Raw genomic sequence first — 20,634 nt, 5'->3', positions numbered from 1 at the left:
TAGATTTGTTCTTCAAAATTTAAACTATGTACACAAAACAATTTGAAATACGTTGGAGTGATGTAGATGCTAATAGACACTTAGCAAATTCTGCATATACTAATTTTATGAGTCACACTAGAATGGCTTTTTTAATGGAGCACGGCTTTACTATGAAAGAGTTAGCAATTCATAATATTGGACCAGTCGTTTTTTATGAGCACATGCATTATTTTAAAGAGGCATTTATGGGGCAACCAATTACAGTTAGTCTTGAAGTTTCTGGTTTAAGTGAGGATGGGAAATTTTTTAAGTTTGATCATAATTTTTATAACCATAAAGGCGAAAATATTGCGTTTTGTGAAATGATGGGAGCTTGGATTGACCTAAAAGCACGTAAAATGACAGATTTACCAGAAGTGCTATTAGATTTAGCGAATGCTTTTCCAAAATCGGAAGACTACAAAGTACTAACCAAAGAAGATACTAGAGCAACAGGAAGAGCTCCAAAAAATCTAGTACTCTAATTTTTAGTCTTTTAATTTAGGCGTTTTACTTACTAGATATACTCCAGAAAAAATAAGAAGCATCGCAACTATTTTTACCATGTTTATGGTGTCCACTCCCATGGCAATAGCGAAGGTTCCTGCTATTACCGGTTGCAAATAAACAAAAGTACCAACAGTAGATGCTTTTAGTTTTCTTAAAGCTAAAGGGTTTAACATGTAGGTAAAAAAAGTGGCACCTATAATTACAAAGCCTAGAGAAAAGTAAGCGTAAGGTGTGAGATTTTCCCATTTAATTTCTTGTACATCGTGGTACCCAAAAGGCAATACCATGACGAAACCTATCAAAAACAACCATTTTATAAAGGTAAAAGGGTGATATTTTTCCGTTAGTTTTTTTATGATAATGATATATATACTATAAGAAATAGCATTGGCAAAAACCATGATATTTCCTAAAAGCACATTATCTCCAAGACGAGTAGATTTCCCGTAGACCGAAAGTACTATTGCTCCTGCAAAGCCTAATAGTATTCCTGTTATTTTGAGACCTGTAATTCTTTCTTTTAAAAACAGCGCAGAAAATATCAATATAATTATTGGCGTAGTAATCATGATTACCGAAGCATGAATAGGTGTAGTAAGTTCTAAGCCTCCTAAAAACAGTAGCATGTTTGTTGCAATGCCAAATAACGCAGCTAGAAAAAAGGTTTTATAGTCTTTCTTATCTATCTTTTCTTTTGGCATAAATGCATCTAAAATCCAAAATAAAATAGTAGCACCAATAATTCGTAATAAAACGAGTCCAAAAGGTTTTATAAAGCCTTCATTCATGATAAACTTTGCAAAAGTGAAGGTTAAACCATAAAGTACTTGTACTATAAAAACAGCAACTAAGGCAAAAGTTCTATTATGCATTCAAAACCTGTTTTACCGCTTCTACATTTGCTTTAGAGTTTCCTATAAAAATGGCGTTATCTATTATAAAAACCGGACGACTTAAAAAGGTATAATGCTCTAAGATATAATGCTTGTAATCTTTTTCCGTTAAAGTCTGATTTTTTAAATCCATTTTCTTGTACAAGGTAGCACGTTTACTAAAAAGTGCTTCGTAGCTTCCTGCTAATGCTTTCATTTCTTCTAGCTCTTTTTCTGTAATTTCTTCTTTTTTAATGTCTTGTAAAATAAATTCGGAAGAAAGGTTCAATTCCTTTAAAATTCGAATACAAGTACTACAGGTTTTTAGATAGTATACTTTTTTCATACTGTACAGGTTTAAGTAACAAAGAACGTCATTTAAACTAAAAAAATAATTACTTTTAAACAAAAAATAGAAACATGAATTGGGCTTTTGATATTACCTTAAGAAATAGAAAATTATTAGAATCCATTATGGAAAATCATACTTTGGAGCAGCTAAATAAAGTTCCTGAAGGTTTTAATAATAATATGATTTGGAATATTGCACATACTATTGTTACCCAACAATTATTAGTGTATAAATTATCGACATTGCCTTCTGTTTTATCTGAAGAAATGATAGAAACTTATAGAAAAGGAACAAAGACAGAGCGCGACGTAACCCAAGCTGAGGTGAATGAAATTAAAGGTTTGTTATTTTCTACTATCGAAAAAACAAAGGAAGATTATGATAACAAACGCTTTAAAAACTATAACGAGTATATGGTTTCTACAAAAGGCGTTTTAACCAATGTGGAAGAGGCCATCGATTTTAATAGCTTTCATGAAGGGATTCATTTAGGGTATATTCTAGCGCTTAAAAGATCTTTGTAATTATATTTTTAAATAGGTGTTTGCTACTTCATACGGAATAGTAAATTCTACAATTTCTTTTTCAAAGGCGCCAACACTAAAATTATCATATAAAATAATAATGCCTTCCTCACTAAATCCTAGTGTTTCAGGTAGTTTAAATTCGTTGTTATTTAAAAGGTTATCCGCATCTGTAAATGTGGAATTTACTTCTTTATTGTAATAATTTTCAACCAAAGCCGTGAATGCTTCTATGTTGTTTATTAAATCCTTTGTGGTTAAAAGATTTCCAGTATTGGCATCAAAATTAAAAAAACGTAATAACAAATTACTGTTAGCAGCTCCGGTGTTTATACTCGAATTCATGGCTATACACGCAAAATCGGTTGTGTTATAAATAACCTCACCATCAATTAAAGCTTCCCATTGCGGTAATTCTTCCTTTAGTTCTGAAGAAATTAAAGTATTAAAATTATCATAGGCAGTATTGAAACCTTGCATACTTTCTTCCAAAGTCTCTTTTTTTTCTGCAGCAGCATCAATATGTAGGGCATTACAAACAAAAGCATGAAGCGTATTATTGATTTTTTCTATCGCAGGACCTTTGCCTTGTGCTTTGGGCATGTTGATTTCAATGATCGTTGTAGTTTTCTTTAAAATATTAGTTTCAGAAAAAGTAAGCGTTGCACTTTCTTTTTTACAGGAAGAAAAAAGAAGAAGAAGTATAAGTAGACGAAAAAATTTCAATGTAATAATGTGTTAAAAGTTAAAGATAGATAAAGACCTATTCAACCATAAAATGTCGCATAACGCTTTGTTCTTTTTAAATTTAAATGCCTTGTTCCTAAAATTCCGAAACCATGTTATGCAATTTAATCCCAGCGTTTTTATATTCAAAAATAACTTCAGCTTTGAAACGATATTTTATAATTAATTAAATATAAAGGTATTCTTTCGGTTTGAATACAACGAATTAAAACTTATTTTTATTGTAAATTAATGTACAAATGAAATTTAATACAAAAGCAATACATGGCGGACAAAAACCAGACCCGGCTTATGGTGCGGTTATGCCTCCAATATATCAAACTACAACCTATGTGCAAACCAGTCCAGGAGAACACAAAGGCTATGCATATTCTAGAAGTCATAATCCTACCAGAAACGCTTTAGAAAATGCTTTTGCTAGTATTGAAAATGGAAACTTCGGATTAGCATTTGGTTCTGGTCTTGCAGCAATAGATGCTATTCTAAAACTTTTAAAATCTGGTGATGAGGTCATTTCGACAAATGATTTATATGGAGGAACCTATCGTTTGTTTACCAAAATTTTTGAAAATTTTGGTATTAAGTTTCATTTTGTGGGTATGGAAAACGCGAGTAATATAGAAAAGTATATAAATAAAAACACTAAACTTATCTGGGTAGAAACGCCAACAAATCCAATGCTAAATATTATAGATATTAAAGCTACTTCGGCAATTGCTAAAAAGCATACTATTTTATTAGCTGTAGATAATACCTTTGCTACGCCATATTTACAACAACCTTTAGATTTGGGAGCGGATATAGTAATGCATTCTGCAACCAAATATCTTGGCGGGCATAGTGATGTGGTGATGGGAGGTTTAGTTGTCAAGGATAAAGAACTAGCAGATAAATTATACTTTATTCAAAATGCAAGCGGCGCAATTTGTGGTCCGCAAGACAGTTTTTTAGTTTTAAGAGGAATAAAAACGCTACATGTAAGAATGCAACGGCATTGCGAAAATGGTAAAGCAATTGCAAGCTATTTAGCGGCGCATGCAAAGGTGGATAAAGTGTATTGGCCCGGATTTGTAAACCACCCAAATCATGATATTGCAAAAGCGCAAATGCTTGATTTTGGAGGTATGGTTTCTTTTACAACAAAAGGAAACAACTTTGACGAAGCTATTAAACTAATAGAAAAATTAAAAGTATTTACGCTAGCAGAATCTCTTGGAGGTGTGGAGTCTTTAGCGGGTCATCCTGCAAGTATGACCCATGCAAGCATACCAAAAGAAGCACGCGAAAAAATAGGTGTAGTAGATTCGCTTATTCGTTTGAGTGTTGGTATAGAAGATGAAACAGATTTAATAGCAGATTTAGAGCAGGCTATAGGATAAAACTATATTTTAGTAAAAACAAAAAAAAACGCTAGCGAATACTAGCGTTTTTTTGTTTTATATGTTTCTAAATTTTTAGTCTAAATAATAAATGTAACCAAAGTTTAGCCATAATAACCAATCATTAGCTTTATTAGATTCTAAGGTGTGGTTTAATCCATCGACCCAATTGCTATAGAAATATTGTGTTCTTAAATCGAGCATTAAATCGGAAACCACAGTAAGTTTATAACGTACACCAACACTGGCTACTGTAGACCAAGTGCTGCCAGAAGCATCGCTAATCACGTCAGAAACGGAAGATTGCCCATTTACCCAAGGTCCGAAAAAATTATTTGGATCTAGAATATTGCCGCCAGGTTCATCGGTGTATACTTTGGGGTTGTACGAGGTGTAATGTGCTCCAAAGCTAATAAAAGGGGCGAATTTGTAAGCAAAACCTTGAAAAGATCGAATACTTAAAGGAAAGTACTCTATTTGCATACCAATATCAAAATTATTAGATTCACCATGATGCGTTCTAAGTTGATCATATCCTGAACCAGGGTTATCTACCCATTCTCCAAAATGGTCTAATTTAGTTTTATTCCAAGAAAGCTCACTTCGTAATTTAAAGTGATCATTAAAATAAGTATCGGTAGAATAGCAATTACAATCTGCATTGTATGCAAAGTTTATATAGTGAACAATACCAATTCCTATCCCGGTATTTCCTGCGTCGGTTTCAAAATTATTTCGAACTCCAAAATCCGATTGCATGGCTACAGGGCCAGCAATGACACCTATTTCATGCGAAAACCCTAATTGGGCAACTGCAGCGTGCGTTCCTATTATAAAGAACAAAATGAAGGCTAATTGTTTCAAATTAAACATGGTATGATTTCAAGATTAGAGCAAAATACATCCAACAAATATATAAATTCCCTCCAAACTTGCAAATATAACAGGTAAAAGGATGAATTATTGTTGTTGTTCTTTTAGGATAACAACCAAATCTAATAAATTATTATTCAATAGGCATTGCTAAAAACAAAAAAAAAGTATGTAATTTTTAAAGATAATGTATATTTGCATATACAATATTAGATATATAATATTTCTCAAAATTTCATAAAATGGAAAATAAGATTGAAGCTTTTTTAAATATAGTAAAAGAAAAAAATAGTCATGAACCTGAATTTATGCAGGCTGTTCATGAAGTAGCAGAAACGGTAATTCCGTTTATAGAAAACAATCCTCAGTATCAAAATAAAATGTTATTAGAACGCATGGTAGAACCAGAACGTACTATAATATTTAGAGTTCCTTGGATTGATGATCAAGGTAATACGCAGGTTAATAGAGCTTTTAGAGTGGAATTTAATTCTGCAATAGGGCCTTATAAAGGAGGATTACGTTTTCATCCTTCGGTAAACTTAAGTATCTTAAAGTTTTTAGGATTTGAACAAGTGTTTAAAAACTCGTTAACCACCTTGCCAATGGGAGGAGGAAAAGGAGGAAGTGACTTTAACCCAAAAGGGAAAAGTGATAACGAAGTAATGCGTTTTTGCCAATCTTTTATGAGTGAGTTGTTTAGACATATTGGAGCAAATACAGATGTACCAGCAGGAGATATTGGTGTTGGTGGACGTGAGATTGGGTATATGTTTGGTCAGTACAAAAGATTACGTAATGAATTTACAGGAGTTTTAACCGGAAAAGGGATTTCTTATGGAGGTTCTTTAATTCGTCCAGAAGCAACAGGTTACGGAACGGTGTATTTTGCTAAAAATATGCTAGCAACTAAAGGAGATTCGTTTGAAGGAAAAACAGTGGTTATTTCTGGGTCTGGGAACGTTGCGCAATATGCTTGTGAAAAAGCTACAGAATTTGGTGGTAAAGTAGTTACTATGTCTGATTCTTCAGGTTACATTCATGATGCCGATGGTATAGATGCAGAGAAATTAGCTTTTATTATGGAGGTTAAAAATGTGAAACGTGGAAGAATAAGTGAATACACCGAAAAATATACTTCTGCAACTTTTCATGCAGGCGAAAGACCTTGGGGTGTAAATTGTGATATCGCATTACCATGTGCAACTCAAAATGAATTAAATGCAGACGAAGCAAAAGCATTAATAAATAACAATGTTATAGCAGTTGCAGAAGGTGCAAATATGCCTACAACGCCAGAAGCAATCGAAGCTTTACAAAAAGCAAAGGTGTTATTTTCACCAGGAAAAGCATCTAATGCTGGAGGTGTTGCAACTTCTGGATTAGAAATGAGTCAGAACTCTTTACGTTTCAATTGGACACGCGAAGAAGTAGATGCTAAATTAAATCAGATAATGAATGATATTCATCAGTCTTGTGTTACTTATGGTACGCAAGAAGATGGTTATATTGACTATGTAAAAGGAGCAAACATTGCAGGATTTGTAAAAGTAGCAGATGCTATGTTAGCGCAAGGTGTAGTATAATATTTTATAAATATTTAAAAAAAGCTTCCTAAGACAGGGAGCTTTTTTTGTTTTTAATATATTATTTTAACACAATACTCGTTAGATATAAATATATTTGAAGTTGAAGAATTAAGTTATGATTAAAAAAATCGCATTGTTTCTAATTTTTGTATTCCCCATGTTTTCATTTGCACAAGATTATTCTGCGCAATGGCAAGGGTATTTTTCTTTTTATGATATTAAAGATGTTTCGCAGGGGAACAATAAGATATATGCTGCAGCAGAAAATGCTATTTTTAGTTATGACTTACAAACTAACGAAATAAAAACAGTTACCACTATTAATGGTTTGTCAGGAGAAACTATTTCGACGATTCATTATAGTGAGGTTTATGAATTATTAATTATTGGTTACAGCAATGGTTTAATGGAGATCGCTTTTGATGATCCAGAAGAAAATGTTTTAACTATTTTGGATATACTCGATAAGCCAACCATACCGCCTAATGATAAAAACATTAATCATTTTAATGAGCACGATGGATTAGTTTATATCTCTTCCGATTATGGAATATCGGTATATGATCTTGATCGTTTAGAGTTTGGAGATACATATTATATTGGTAATCAAGGAGAGCAAATTATTGTAGAGCAAACGGTTGTTTATAATGATTTTCTTTATGCTGCATGTAATACCGCATGGGGTAATGGTATTAGAAGCGCTCCTTTAAGTAGTGCTAACTTAATAGATTACAGTGAATGGGGAAGAGCCGCTCCAGGAAATTATTTAGTAATAGGAGTAAATAATGATAATTTATATGTTGGTAAAACTAATAAGATTTTTTATGAATTAGAAGGAACTACATTAACAGAATTAACTAGATATGAGGATATACCATTAGATGTTAGAAGTACTAATGGTTATTTAATTGTTACTACAAAAAATGATGTTTTTATATACGATGGTGATTTTGCATTAGTATCACAAGTGACTACTAGTGAAGAGTTAGATACCGAATTTACATCTGCAACAATAGATACGGATTTTATTTATATAGGTACAACAGACGGTCTTATAAAAACACCAATATTAAATCCTGTGGTATTTGAGGTAATTGTGCCAAATGGACCACTTTTAAATAATGCATTTTCTATAAAAGCATCTGCTAACAACCTTTGGGCAACCTTTGGTGAATATGATTTTTATTATGTTCCTACTCCATATAGAGAACGAGGTTTTAGTCACTTAAAAGGCGAAGAATGGAAAAACATTCCTTTCGATAGTGTATTAACAACTAGAAATCTAAATACCATTTCTATAAACCCGTTTGTAGAAAACCATGTATTTATAAGCTCTTTTCAGGATGGATTATTAGAAGTAAGCGATGATGTTCCAACCATTTTGCATGACCAAACCAATAGTGGTTTGGAGTCTTTAGTGGTACCAAGCAATCCAAATGTAGTTAGTATTAGGCAAGGTGCTTCTAATTTTGATAGAAACGGAGTCTTATGGACTATGACAGCAAGAGTAGAGAGACCTTTAAAATCGTATGATCCTTCCACAGATCAATGGCAAAGCTATGATTTTTCATCCTTAATTCAAGACCCATTAAATGACGAATGGGGTTATGGGGATTTGGTAATCGATAGTAATGGTACCAAATGGTTTGGAGGTTATACTTTCGGACTTATGGGCTACAACGAAAATAATACTGGTGAAAAGTTAAACGCCATTTATACCGAAGAGCAAAATATGCCTTCTACAACAGTTACCGCGCTAGCTGTGGATAGTCGGAATCAAATTTGGTTTGGTACAAACAAAGGTTTAAGAGTATTGTATAATACATCTTCCTTTTTTACAGAGCCAGATCCTGTAGCAAGTGAAATTATTATTTTAGAAGATGGAGTACCTCAAGAGTTGTTGTTTCAGCAATTTATTACAGATATTGAAGTAGATGGATCTAATAATAAATGGGTGGCAACGCTTTCTTCAGGAGTGTTTTATTTCTCCTCAGACGGACAAGAAACTATTTATCATTTTACTAAAAGCAATTCGCCTTTACCAACAAACAATATTATAGATTTATCTATAGACAATTCTAACGGAACCGTTTATATAGCAACACAAAATGGTTTAGTATCTTTTAAAGCTGGAGGATCTGCTGCTTTAGAAGGTTTAGAAGATGCTTATGTGTACCCTAATCCGGTAAGGCCAACATTTAACTTGGAGCAGGACAAAGTGAAAATTAAAGATATTTCAGAAAATGTAAACATCAAAATTACAGATATCGAAGGTAATTTAGTTGCAGAAGCAGAAACAAGAACCAACACAAGATATAAAGGATATAATTTAGAAATAGATGGAGGAACTGCTTTTTGGAATGGTAAAAACCTTTCTAATAACACCGTAGCTTCTGGTGTTTATTTAATTATGCTTTCCGATTTAGACACCTTTGAAACTAAAGTTTTAAAAATAATGGTGGTGAGATAATGATTGCAAAAACCAATGCTATTGTTTTATCTAAAATAAAGTATGGCGAGAATGACTTAATTATAAAGTGTTATACTGAAGAATTTGGTGTCGTAAGCTTTTTACAAAAAGGAATTCTAAAAGCTAAAAAAGGAAAAGTAAAAAAGGCCTATTTTCAGTTGCTTACACTATTACAACTGGAAATTACATACCAAGATAATAGATCCCTTCAATATATTAAAGAAGTAAAACCCCATGTAATATATACTACGCTACATAATGATATTTTAAAAAGTACCATTGTTATGTTCTTGGCAGAGGTATTATCTACTTCATTACAAGAAGAGGAAGAAAACAAATCCCTTTATACGTATTTAGAGACCACATTGCAATGGCTAGATATGCAAGATAGTTGTCCTAATTTTCATTTGCTGTTTTTATTAAAGTTAACCAAGCATCTTGGTTTTTATCCAGAACAAAATATTCATAATAGTCCATTTTTTAATTTAAAAGATGGGAGATTTCAAGATAAACCGACCGACTTTTATAGTATTTCAGGCGAAAATTTAACACTTCTAAAACAACTACTAGGCACAATTTTTGATGACCTATCTGAAATCAAAATAAATGCAAAACAAAGACAGGCCTTTTTAGCTATGTTACTGCTGTATTTTGATTTACATTTGGGCAGTTTTAAAAAACCCAAATCGTTAGAAATTTTTAATCAATTATTTAGTCCCTAACATGAAGTATTTTAGTATTCTGATTTTTTGCCTTTTTACAAGCCTTTTTACACAAGCACAACAAGTTCAGGTTATTAGTAAAGCTACCGGTGAAACCTTGCCAAGTGTTGCTATATATAATGAAAGTAAAACGAAAAGTACCACCACTAATTTGGATGGTGAAGCTAATTTAGGTGCCTTTGAAGCGCAAGAACGTTTATACTTTCAACATCTTTCCTTTGAAGTTTTTTCTATTGTAAAGTCAAAAATAATGGCTTCCAAAGTGGCGCTTCATCCTAATGCTCAAGATTTAGAAGAGGTTGTAATCTCTGCTTCCAAATTCAAACAAAGTAAGCGAGATATTCCGCAAAAAATAACCAATATCAGTGCCAAGAATATTCAGTTTTCCAATCCGCAAACAAGTGCAGATTTATTAGAACAATCTGGTCAAGTATATATTCAAAAAAGCCAATTAGGTGGTGGAAGTCCAATGATTAGAGGTTTTTCTACCAACAGACTACTGCTTTCTGTAGATGGCGTACGTATGAATAATGCTATTTTTAGAGGCGGTAATCTTCAAAATGTAATATCTGTAGATCCGTTTAGTATTCAAAATACCGAAGTTACGCTAGGAGCCGGTTCTATTATTTATGGTAGTGATGCCATTGGTGGTGTGATGAGCTTTTATACCAAAACGCCAAAATTATCGTATACAGATTCTCTTAAATTTAATGCCAACGCAGCAGTTCGTTATGCTTCTGCTTCCAATGAAAAAACAGGGCATTTAGATTTTAATATCGGACTCAAAAAATGGGCGTTTTTTACCAATGCGAGTTATACCTATTTTGACGATTTAAGAATGGGGTCACATGGTCCAGACGATTATTTAAGACCAGAATATATAGAAACAAATAATGGGGAAGATGTTATTGTGCAAAATAGCAATCCGAAGATCCAAAAATTTACAGGCTATGACCAAATTAATCTTATGCAAAAAGTACGCTATGAAGCATCTAATGATTTAAGCTTCGATTTAGGTTTGTATTATTCTGCAACTTCAGATTATCCAAGATACGATAGATTAATACGTTATAGAGGTGATGATTTACGTTCTGCACAATGGGATTATGGCCCACAAAAATGGTTGATGGCTAACTTCGGATTAACAAAATTAAGTAGTGGTTCTGACTTCTATGATAAAATAAAATTTGTAACCGCGTATCAAAACTTTCAGGAAAGCAGAATCGATAGAGATTACCAATCTACAACACAAGATAATAGTGAAGAGCATGTAGATGCCTATTCTGCAAATCTGGATTTTGAAAAACTATTAAGTCCAAAATCCGAATTATTCTACGGTGTAGAATATGTCTATAACCAGGTGTTTTCTAAGGCATATGCAAGAAATATAGAAACCAACGAAACCGAGGCTATTGTGACTAGGTATCCAGATAATTCTAGTTGGCAATCTGCAGCAGCGTACGCGAGTTTAAAATATAAACCAAATACCAAGTTCGTTTTACAATCGGGGATCCGTTATAACCACGTTTCTTATACCGCAGATTTTACCGAAAACAATGTGTTTTTAGACCTGCCATTCGATACTACTCAGAGTGACTTTGGTGCATTTACAGGAACCGCAGGAATAAGTTGGTTACCAAATAAAACCATACAATGGAAATTGAATGCATCTACCGCATTTAGAGCGCCAAATATTGATGATGTTGGTAAAGTTTTTGACAGCGAACCAGGATCGGTAGTAGTGCCAAACGAAAATCTAAAACCAGAATATGCATATAGCGGAGAGTTAGGTTTGAAATTAGATTTTGATAATGTATTCATTTTAGATTTAGCAACCTATTATACCTATTTAGACGATGCCTTAGTACGTCGCGATTACACCTTAAACGGCGAAAGCGAAATTATGTACAATGGCGAACTAAGTAATGTGCAAGCGATGCAAAATGCGTCTAAAGCGTGGATTTACGGATTCGAAGTTGGTATGAAAATGAATCTGTCTAAAAAGTTACAGTTTACTTCCCAATACAATGTGATTGGTGGTACAGAAGAAGATCATGATATCGAAGTTCCGGTGAGACATATTGCTCCCAATTTTGGAAATACACATCTAACGTGGAAATCCGACAAATTGAAATTCGATGCTTATGCAGAATATAATAATGAGTTATCGTTTCTAAGTTTAGCACCTTCCGAAGCCGAAAAAGATTATATCTATGCGCTAGATAGCAACGGAAATCCATATTCACCTTCTTGGTATACGCTAAATTTTAGAGCACAAATGGAGGTGTATAAGAACACTACAGTGACGGCAAGTTTAGAGAATATTACAGACCAGCGTTATAAAACATATTCTTCGGGTATTGCTGCTCCAGGAAGAAATTTAATTATAGCAGTAAGTTACGCTTTATAATATTTACGTATTTTAATTTGGGCGTTTATTACTTCGCAAAAGCTACGTAATACCAGGCTGTACATTATATCTTTTTATGTTTTAAAACTTTAGGTGTACAATAGTATAAAGAAGTAATACAAGCTTTAATCTCGTGCAAAGGACTATAGTATAACATAAAAAGGATGCCATTTCCATCCTTAACGCAAAAAAGCCTTTCTAATTAAAGAAAGGCTTTTTGTTGTTTTAAGCATATCCGAGAAATCGATATTATTTAGTTTCTCTTAATCGCTTTTTTAGTGATTACTACATCATTAGATAAAGTGACTTTAGCAAGATAAGCAGCTTGGCTTAACTTATCTAAGTTATAGGTTTCTGTACTAGAGTTTCCGCTTAGGTTATACAGTAGTCTACCCAATACATCATACACTTTTACATTTTTAATTTGTAAAGCATTAGAAGTGCTAAATTTCACCGTACCATCTGGTTGTTCTATCATGGTAAGCGCATTGCTTAATTCGTTTTCATTTGTAGATAATCGGTTATCGTTAAATACAATTTCAAAACGATCATTAAATATACCGGTTTCCGAAGTGAAAGAATAATCACTTGCACTTAGATCATGAAGCACATCCATCAATTTATCGTGTAAATAAACCGTGTTGTTGATTAAGAAATCACCTTGTATTTCAGCAATGCTAAAGTTGTAAATAGTTGCTTCCGTAATACTCGTTGTAAATCCTAAAGGTATAATTTCATCTAGATCTAAGCTTTCCGGAGCTTTACCTTGAATGGCTAATTTGTTTTTACCAGATGCATCGGCAATAACCGAGTAAAGTGACGAATAAGAATCTGTTGCTAAATTCTTTGGCGCATCATAGTACATGCCATCATAAGCATTGGTTGCACCAGGAACATAACCAATTAAAATTTGGTTAAAAACACCATTGTCTGAAGTTAAATTAATCCATATTTTTTCATGTGGATTGCTGTTTTCTGTTCTAAAAAACTGATTGTTATTTCCAGTAACACGCATGCTATTATTAAAAATAACATCTGCTGTTTTTATATCTCCAGAAACCGTTGTTGCTGGTGCTGTATTAGACATCGATACAAAAAATGCTTGTCCAGAAGGAATAAATCGATCTGGTGTAACACCATCTCCACCAGAAGTTTGTCCTACACCATTGATAATCGCATAATCGCTTTGTGCAAAATTTAAAACCTGATTACCGTTATTGGTATCTGTATATGGGGAATTTTGAGACCAGAAAAAGATAGCGCCATCAGTAACACCTGAGGTTATTTCAGAAACATTATCGTCAATAACGGTGTTGGCAGCGAGAAAAGCATCTGCATTTATTGCAGAAGCATACGGGTTTCCTATAAGATTCCAGTTATTATCTAGAGATTCTAGATCGTTTCTATAGATAGGTGCGCTGTAGTCTCCAGTATGTAAAGCACCTTCAAAAGTATATTCGTAATTTGCTCCTGGCATACCAAAACCTGTTTGACTATGCATTGCTGCGTAACCAACAGCTGGTTGCATGATATCTGTGTTGCTGGTGTATTGCCAGTCGTCACCATTATCATCTATATCATCTTGACCAGATACGGTTGCATTGTTATTAGCCGTTTCTTTCGTTCGGTCTAAATAGTTTTGACCATTATACCAAAAACGTCTTGTTGGGTGCGCTTCTTGTAAGCCATTTCCAATAGTTTCATTTTCCACAGGAGAACTCCAATAGGTGTATTCGTAATAATTATTTAAAGGAGCTGTTCGTTTATTAACTTGTGTTACCGCATTGGTGTGTAGCGTATAAGTTCCGGCATTTACACCATCACCATGTTGTACAAAACTTCCTTTGTCTTCTACAAGAATACCGTCTAAACCAGTACCATCACCGTATACATCTACATTGTTCGCAACTTCCACGTAATCTCCATTTGCAATAACTAATTGGTTTCCTGCATTTACCAGTAATTGGCAAGCGCTAAAGCTACCACCATCATTAAGTGTGTTGTAATCTCCATCAATTATTGCTATAGTGTTTATATCTGGAGGAGTGCTGTTTGTCCAATCGGTACCATCCCAAGTAGTTGCGGCAGATTTTATTCTAACACTGTTAGAAGCGGTATAGCAAGTAGCTGTGTCTTCTCTTACTTCACAGTAATATTGATAGTCATTTAAAGTCAGCGTATTTAAAATATTAAGCGTGCTGCCCGTTGCTCCAGTATATATTGCACTATTGGTAACTGCAGTCCAAGAAGTGTCTCCAGGAGCGCTGTAATACCATTGGTATGCTAATGGGTTTCCACCTGCAAACCCTTCGGTAGCGTTTACATTTAATGTAGCGGTTAGATCACAATTAGAATTAGGATCGGTAGGCTGGGTAGTCACGATAGGAGGAACACCAACAGAAAAATCATAGTTTCCAATATCACTGTAATCTACAGGAGTAAAACTATCCCAATCATTAGTATTCCACGTTGTGCTTGGTGCAGTAATTCCTGAATTTTTTCTTCTATATGTATAGTTTTTTGTTGCTATAGTAAAATCATCTCCAGTGTAATCTGCAAGTCCCCAAAGATCTACCCAAGTTGTGTTTTTATATAATCTAATTGGGTCATTACTATTAACACCACTGGTGTTATTCGCTAAATCATAGCCATGAGATGCGTAATTAATTGTGGATTGTGTACTTCCAAACGCAACTACAAATACTTCGTTGTTAGGTAAAGTTCCAGTTAAGGCTATGGTTCCTGTTGCAGTCATGTTTCCATTACCATGAATACGTAATTCGTAATCACTTAAATCCACTGTGGCTCCTGTACCATTAAACAATTCTACATAAGAATGGGATCCAGAACCATGGTCTGTGATTTCACTAATAAAGATATCGGAAGGGGTACTAGCTGTACTTCCTTCGCAGTCTGAAATAAGTTGATCTATAACCGTAAAAAGACTGGAGCTTAAGCAGCCTAGATTATCATTAATTTCTAAACTTCCTGTGTTTGCACCAGCGGGAATGGTGACTTCTATTTCGTTGGCTGCAATTATAGTAACTGTAGCAGCAATACCATTTATAGATGCTGTTGTAGATACTCCAAAATTAGAACCACTAGAGGTAACATTCACTATGGTATTCACGGGGCCATTGTCTGGGGATAAGGTTAATGTTGCTCCTGCACAATTTCCGTTTCCTTGTACATCAAATTGGTAAGAACCTTCGTTTGCATCATCATTATTTATTGTTATAACTGCGGTTCTTAGACCAACGGCAGTTGGAGAAAAAGTGATTTCGAAATCTATCTCTGTTCCAGGTGCAATAATAGATACTCCGGGATTTAAAGTAATGGCGAATTCTGCGTTATTAGAAGAAATAAGACTAGATACATTTAAGTCTGCTGTACCTTCATTACTAATATGAAAAGTTTTTGGTGCAGAAGAATCTCCCATAGTTGTTGCTGCAAAAATAGTATTATATGCTGTGTTTGCGGCTGCTCCATCCGGAATGGAGTTACCTGAATTTCGCTCTATATCAATTTCGGGAACAGGTATAAAGCCTTCACCGGTTAGGTTTACGGTACAAGCTCCTTCGTCTAGATCGTTGTTATTTATTGTTAATATTCCTGTTCTTGTTCCGATAACGGTTGGTGTGAATCGCACGGTAACGGTTTGGTTATTTCCAGCAGTTACATTAAATGGAGCTGCAGGAGAAACAATAGTGTAATCTCCTATTATTCCAAGGGAGCTAATTTCTAAATCTACTGAACCATTGTTTTCAATATCAAAAGTTAGATCAGTATTGGTACCATTGCCTTGCGTTCCAAAATCGATGGTATAGCCACAATTTTGATTAGTTGCTGTATCGTCCACTAGTTGAAGTTCTGGATTTGCTCCACCTGAATAACAAGTCCAGTTTAAGTTTGAAATAAGTGTTCTGTTTCCACTATTTCTTAATTCTACATCAATAGCTCCCGGAACATTTATTGTTGCTGAAAACGTTGTACTTCCTGTTCCTGTTACAGCTATATTTCCTCCATATTGGGTTCCATTAATATAAACTTGTAATGTAGAATTTCCAGAATAAATACGAGCATAATCAAATGTAATAACCCCGCATCCTCCAGGAAAAGAAGTGTCATTAGTTAATGAACCATTTCTTAGCATTATAGCTTCGTCACCAGCTAAGTCTTCATCCGATCTTGAATCTGTAGCAGTCCAGTCTATACCATTGTCACCAGTCCAATTAATTGAAGTCTGATAAGAACTATAATTTGACATACTAACAAACGATTCACTAGCACAAGGTCCCGTAATAGTAGTTTCATTACCAGTTAAAGGAGTCGTTGTATTATAAGTTGGTCCTGCAACACAGCTAGAATCATTTAAACCAAATATAAAAAAGTAGTATTGCGTGGTTTGTGATAAACCAGTTGCGGTAAATGTAGTTGCGTTACTGCTTTGTATTATGGTACCACCACCAATAGTATCTCCTGTATTATAAGAAGTACCATCTACAGGATTTCCACTTAAGGTGGATGATGTACTTGATACGACCAAATATTCATCGGCTGTAGTTGCCGTAAAAGATCCATCTATAGAAGAACCTGTTATGTTGGTTAAAGTTAATCCGCTAGGTTGCACTGTTGGAGCAGCACAAGGTGTTGGAGTGGTAACACAAATAGTAAAACCATTAGTGGTTAGGTCTCCTTGATAATCGTGAACTTGGATATAGTAGTCATTTCCAATGGTTAATCCTGTTAAGTTAAGCTCTTCTATTCCACCACCACCAGTAGCATCAGTACAAGATCCTCCAGAAGGAACAGTGTTTGTATTACAATTAGAAATAACACTAATTACTGCATCAAAACTAGCAATGCCTTCTACAAAAATATCGTGATCTGTTGCTGTTGCGGTAAAGGTATACCAAACAGCATTTTCTGTACCTGTAGTACAATCTCCTGTTTCATTGTTATCTGTAGCGCCTGTTGTAGAACCTGTAGTTGTATTACAGGTTTCATCTGTACTAGCTATTATTGAAATGGCTCCACTACAAATATCATTGCTTATAGGAGCAGGAGTTACCTCGCCACTAACGGTAATAATTGGTGTGGTGCCTATGCCTGGTGTTGCATTAGCAATGGTAATGGTATTATTACTATACGTGTTTACCGCTAATCCAGCTACTAAACGTGTATATATGGTGGTTGTGCCATTTAAAGTTCCTGCAGGAATATTTACAGAAGAACCATAGCCGCCAACAGCGGTTAAGGATATTTCAAAATTGGTAGAAGTAGAAGTGATGGTTGTGCCAGCCACTAATAAATCTCCAGTAACATCAAAGCTTTGTGGCCCAGATGGTCCTGCACCAGAAACATAATCTAAATTAGAAATTGTTGTTGGTGTTGCTGTGATGTTTGGTACAGGTGTTCCTCCTGCAACATCAATTACAATATTGTCAAGGTAGATACCTTCGTCTCCAGCATCTAGATTGTTAAACTGTAAATTTATGTCTAGTGTAGAGTTGCTTGATAAAGTAATGGTACCTGTGGAAAATGTTTCAAAAGTATTATTCGAAACTGTACAACCATGCATTGTTCCAGTTGTAAGAGATGGTAAAGTTGTTGTAGCTCCACAATCTCCATTGCCATCAAAACCTAAATCTAAGGCTGCAGGACCATTAGAAGTATCTTGTGGTACCATTTGTACCCACATTAAATTTTGATAAGTACCTCCGTCTAAAGAGTATGTTATTAATAATTCATCTGTGGAGTCCCAATCTTGAAAATGATTCGCAAGCATATCAATAGAAAAAGTAAAACTTGTACCACCAGAAACATTAATTGGATCAATGTCTATGTAAGGATCATTTACGGCTAAATCTTCAGCTGCCCAAAAAAAAGTGTTGTTTCCACCAATATTTGGATTTGCTCTATTAAAAACATCAATAAAGCCAGTTCCATTTGTTGTTGAAGGCGTATAACCATCACCAGCAGTTTCAAAATCTATGGTAGTTACCTGCCCAAAACCAGACACAAAAGCACATAAAAAAACAATTAATACTAGGGCGTATTTCTTAATCATAGGGAAAATGTTTTATTTTTGTCTTTCCTTTAGAAAAAACAAGCACGTAAATATACAGCAAACTATGTCTAAACGAAGCTGTTAAAGTTATGGTTTTGTTACCAAATTATTACCGTTATTTCCTATGAATCTACAAAAAACCTATTCTCTCGATGAAGCGCAAAAAAAACTAGAGTTTTACTGTGCATATCAGGAACGTAGTCATAAAGAAGTGGTTACAAAGTTGAAAGACATGCGTATGATTCCCGATGCCATAGATGTTATTGTGGTGCATTTAATTCAAAATAACTTCTTAAACGAAGAACGTTTTGCTAAAGCTTTTGTTCGCGGGAAATTCAGAATCAAAAAATGGGGAAAAAACAGGTTAAAGCAAGAGCTTAAAAGAAAGGATATTACTAAAACAATTATAGATATTGCGCTTAAAGAAATTGATGCAGACGATTATTTAGAAACCTTTTATGCACTGGCAGAAAAAAAAGTAGAAACTATTAAAGAACCCAATAGTTATAAGAAAAAAAAGAAACTTGCCGATTACTTGCTATACCGAGGTTGGGAAAGTCCGCTTGTGTATGACGTAGTAAATACCTTAATAAATAAGCCTTAAAGTAGAAGTACTTTAAGGCTTATGGTTTACCAAAACAAGTTGTAAATAATCGCGTTATAAATTAAAAACGACTCCTGCATTTACAGTAAATTGGTTGTGTAATTTTTCTGAAGGATCTAATTTTCCCGTATCGTATTTAGCAAGCGGTACATTTAATTCGGTGAAAACACCAAAACCGTCTGTAAAGAAATAACGAGCGCCAAGATGTGTACCAAAATTCTTTAATCCAAGGTTTAGTCCAGGATATAAATCGAAGGCATCGTCAATGTTTAATACGTTTCCAATATTTGCATTAATTCTTGCTTTGATATCAAATCTTTCATCGAAAGCTTTACCTACATAGTTTGTGTTAATTCCTAAAGAATAACTAGAAGAAACACCAACCGAAATATTTTCTCCTAAGCCATAATCAAAACTAGCAAAAATACCCGTTGCATTGTCTTGAAAATTAGCCCCAACTTGTACTTTTTTATCGCCATTTCCTGAAAAGGATTGTGCTTGTAAAAAGCTAATACTTAATAAAGTAATAAATAATAATATATTTTTCATTTGAAAATTTTTAAATTAAAACGATAGCAAAATTAGCTAATTTTTTTATTAGTATTAAGTAAAGCTTGCTTGTTTTTATAATCTATCCAATTTTGCCCTTTTATTTTTCGCATTACATTGTCAAAATGCCTCATGATAGCAATGTTATAGACTGCTTTTGCTAAGTTTTTTGGATTTTTAGAAATAGACCTTAAACTCATAGAAAAGCCGGGCGTTTTATATTTCATATAATGCCAATAGCCTTCTGGCATATATAGAACTTCCCCGTGATTTAATTCTGTAGTATATCCTTTTGCATGTTGTAAAGCTGGCCATTTGTTAAAGTCCGGATTAGAAAAATCAATATCTTCTCTAACAATTAAGGAATGCGGAATCTTATATAAGTACTTATTCTGATCTTGATTAAATAGGATGCATTGTTTGGTACCTTCAAAATGAAAGTGAAAAATATTGGCAAAATCGATATCATAATGCATAAATGTATGCGAGTCTCTTCCGCCAAAGAAAAGCATTGGTAGGCCTTTCATGAATTTTAAACCAAAATCGGGAAAGCTAAAATCTTTTTGAAGCTGAGGTACTTCCTTTAAAATATTCCAAAGAAAAATTCTATATTTTGTCGGTTCACTTTGCAGCAAATCTACATAGTCACGCATTTTCATGGTGGCATGTGCTTGGTTAAAACCGTCTTTGTAATGTACTGGCCTGTCATCATAAAGCGGTACTGTTTTATCACCAGCAACCTGCTTCATATAGTCTAAATTCCATTTTGTAAAAGCAGGCCAATCTTCTATACAGCGTTCTATTACCACAGGTTTTTGTGGTTTATAATAGTTGTCTAAAAATTCCTGTTTTGTAATGTTTTTTACTCTAGGAATGTCTTGAAGGTTGAGTTTCAATATAACGGATTTAAAAGACCAAAGTTACTAAAACCAAAGCAAACAA

At 34.1% G+C, this 20,634-nt stretch carries 15 protein-coding genes; 8 read left to right on the top strand and 7 right to left on the bottom strand.

The features are described 5' to 3' along the window. The first annotated feature begins 26 nt into the window (after nt 1–26). Nucleotides 27–506, top strand: coding sequence for an acyl-CoA thioesterase (locus tag ACVCZW_RS14455; protein WP_452230397.1), 480 nt, complete (start codon nt 27–29; stop codon nt 504–506). A gap of 3 nt (nt 507–509) precedes the next feature. On the opposite strand, the gene ACVCZW_RS14450 is transcribed toward ACVCZW_RS14455, so the two are convergent. Then, a complete protein-coding gene (locus ACVCZW_RS14450) occupies nt 510–1,403 on the bottom strand; it encodes a DMT family transporter (RefSeq protein ID WP_452230396.1) in 894 nt (297 codons plus the stop codon). Continuing rightward, nucleotides 1,396–1,749, bottom strand: a complete 354-nt coding sequence (locus ACVCZW_RS14445) for an arsenate reductase family protein (protein ID WP_452232745.1) — start codon at nt 1,747–1,749, stop codon at nt 1,396–1,398. The genes ACVCZW_RS14450 and ACVCZW_RS14445 overlap by 8 nt, the downstream gene beginning before the upstream one ends. A gap of 74 nt (nt 1,750–1,823) precedes the next feature. Between ACVCZW_RS14445 and ACVCZW_RS14440 the strand changes: the two genes are divergently transcribed. Then, nucleotides 1,824–2,279, top strand: coding sequence for a DinB family protein (locus ACVCZW_RS14440; RefSeq protein ID WP_452230394.1), 456 nt, complete (start codon nt 1,824–1,826; stop codon nt 2,277–2,279). Here ACVCZW_RS14440 and ACVCZW_RS14435 read toward each other — a convergent pair whose 3' ends face one another. Continuing rightward, nucleotides 2,280–2,882: an RsiV family protein gene (locus ACVCZW_RS14435; RefSeq protein WP_452232744.1), complete on the bottom strand. Its 603-nt coding sequence runs from the start codon at nt 2,880–2,882 to the stop codon at nt 2,280–2,282. 383 nt (nt 2,883–3,265) lie between these two features. Between ACVCZW_RS14435 and ACVCZW_RS14430 the strand changes: the two genes are divergently transcribed. Further along, complete coding sequence (locus ACVCZW_RS14430; protein ID WP_452232743.1) at nt 3,266–4,405, top strand: cystathionine gamma-synthase; 1,140 nt, start codon at nt 3,266–3,268, stop codon at nt 4,403–4,405. 75 nt (nt 4,406–4,480) lie between these two features. Here the strand turns inward: ACVCZW_RS14430 and ACVCZW_RS14425 are convergent, their stop codons facing one another. After that, the gene (locus ACVCZW_RS14425) at nt 4,481–5,278 is read right to left on the bottom strand and encodes a THC0290_0291 family protein (protein ID WP_452230391.1); all 798 of its coding nucleotides are present in this window, start codon (nt 5,276–5,278) and stop codon (nt 4,481–4,483) included. 242 nt (nt 5,279–5,520) lie between these two features. Here ACVCZW_RS14425 and gdhA point away from each other — a divergent pair, with 242 nt between their 5' ends. The 4 genes from gdhA (at nt 5,521) to ACVCZW_RS14405 (ending at nt 12,469) form a co-directional block, all read left to right on the top strand. Then, nucleotides 5,521–6,864, top strand: coding sequence for an NADP-specific glutamate dehydrogenase (gene gdhA, locus ACVCZW_RS14420; RefSeq protein WP_452230390.1), 1,344 nt, complete (start codon nt 5,521–5,523; stop codon nt 6,862–6,864). A gap of 118 nt (nt 6,865–6,982) precedes the next feature. Then, the gene (porZ, locus tag ACVCZW_RS14415; RefSeq protein WP_452232742.1) at nt 6,983–9,337 is read left to right on the top strand and encodes a type IX secretion system anionic LPS delivery protein PorZ; all 2,355 of its coding nucleotides are present in this window, start codon (nt 6,983–6,985) and stop codon (nt 9,335–9,337) included. Further along, nucleotides 9,337–10,059 carry a DNA repair protein RecO gene (gene recO, locus ACVCZW_RS14410; RefSeq protein WP_452232741.1) on the top strand — a complete coding sequence of 241 codons (723 nt, stop codon included), beginning with the start codon at nt 9,337–9,339 and terminating at the stop codon, nt 10,057–10,059. Before porZ ends, recO begins: the two co-directional genes overlap by 1 nt. A 1-nt stretch (nt 10,060) precedes the next feature. Continuing rightward, nucleotides 10,061–12,469: a TonB-dependent receptor gene (locus tag ACVCZW_RS14405; RefSeq protein ID WP_452232740.1), complete on the top strand. Its 2,409-nt coding sequence runs from the start codon at nt 10,061–10,063 to the stop codon at nt 12,467–12,469. A 253-nt stretch (nt 12,470–12,722) separates the two neighbouring features. Here ACVCZW_RS14405 and ACVCZW_RS14400 read toward each other — a convergent pair whose 3' ends face one another. After that, a complete protein-coding gene (locus ACVCZW_RS14400) occupies nt 12,723–18,539 on the bottom strand; it encodes a choice-of-anchor D domain-containing protein (protein WP_452232739.1) in 5,817 nt (1,938 codons plus the stop codon). Nucleotides 18,540–18,663: 124 nt separating this feature from the next. Between ACVCZW_RS14400 and ACVCZW_RS14395 the strand changes: the two genes are divergently transcribed. Beyond that, a complete protein-coding gene (locus tag ACVCZW_RS14395; protein ID WP_452232738.1) occupies nt 18,664–19,143 on the top strand; it encodes a regulatory protein RecX in 480 nt (159 codons plus the stop codon). A 54-nt stretch (nt 19,144–19,197) separates the two neighbouring features. Here the strand turns inward: ACVCZW_RS14395 and ACVCZW_RS14390 are convergent, their stop codons facing one another. Beyond that, nucleotides 19,198–19,692: a DUF6646 family protein gene (locus tag ACVCZW_RS14390; RefSeq protein ID WP_452230384.1), complete on the bottom strand. Its 495-nt coding sequence runs from the start codon at nt 19,690–19,692 to the stop codon at nt 19,198–19,200. Nucleotides 19,693–19,724: 32 nt separating this feature from the next. Then, entirely contained in the window at nt 19,725–20,588 is an 864-nt protein-coding gene (locus ACVCZW_RS14385; protein WP_452230383.1) for a cupin-like domain-containing protein, read from the bottom strand. Nucleotides 20,589–20,634: the final 46 nt, after the last annotated feature.

This window comes from Lacinutrix sp. MEBiC02595, from assembly GCF_053601555.1.
Note: the sequence above shows the minus strand (reverse complement) of the source record. Positions and strands in the feature narration are given on the sequence as shown.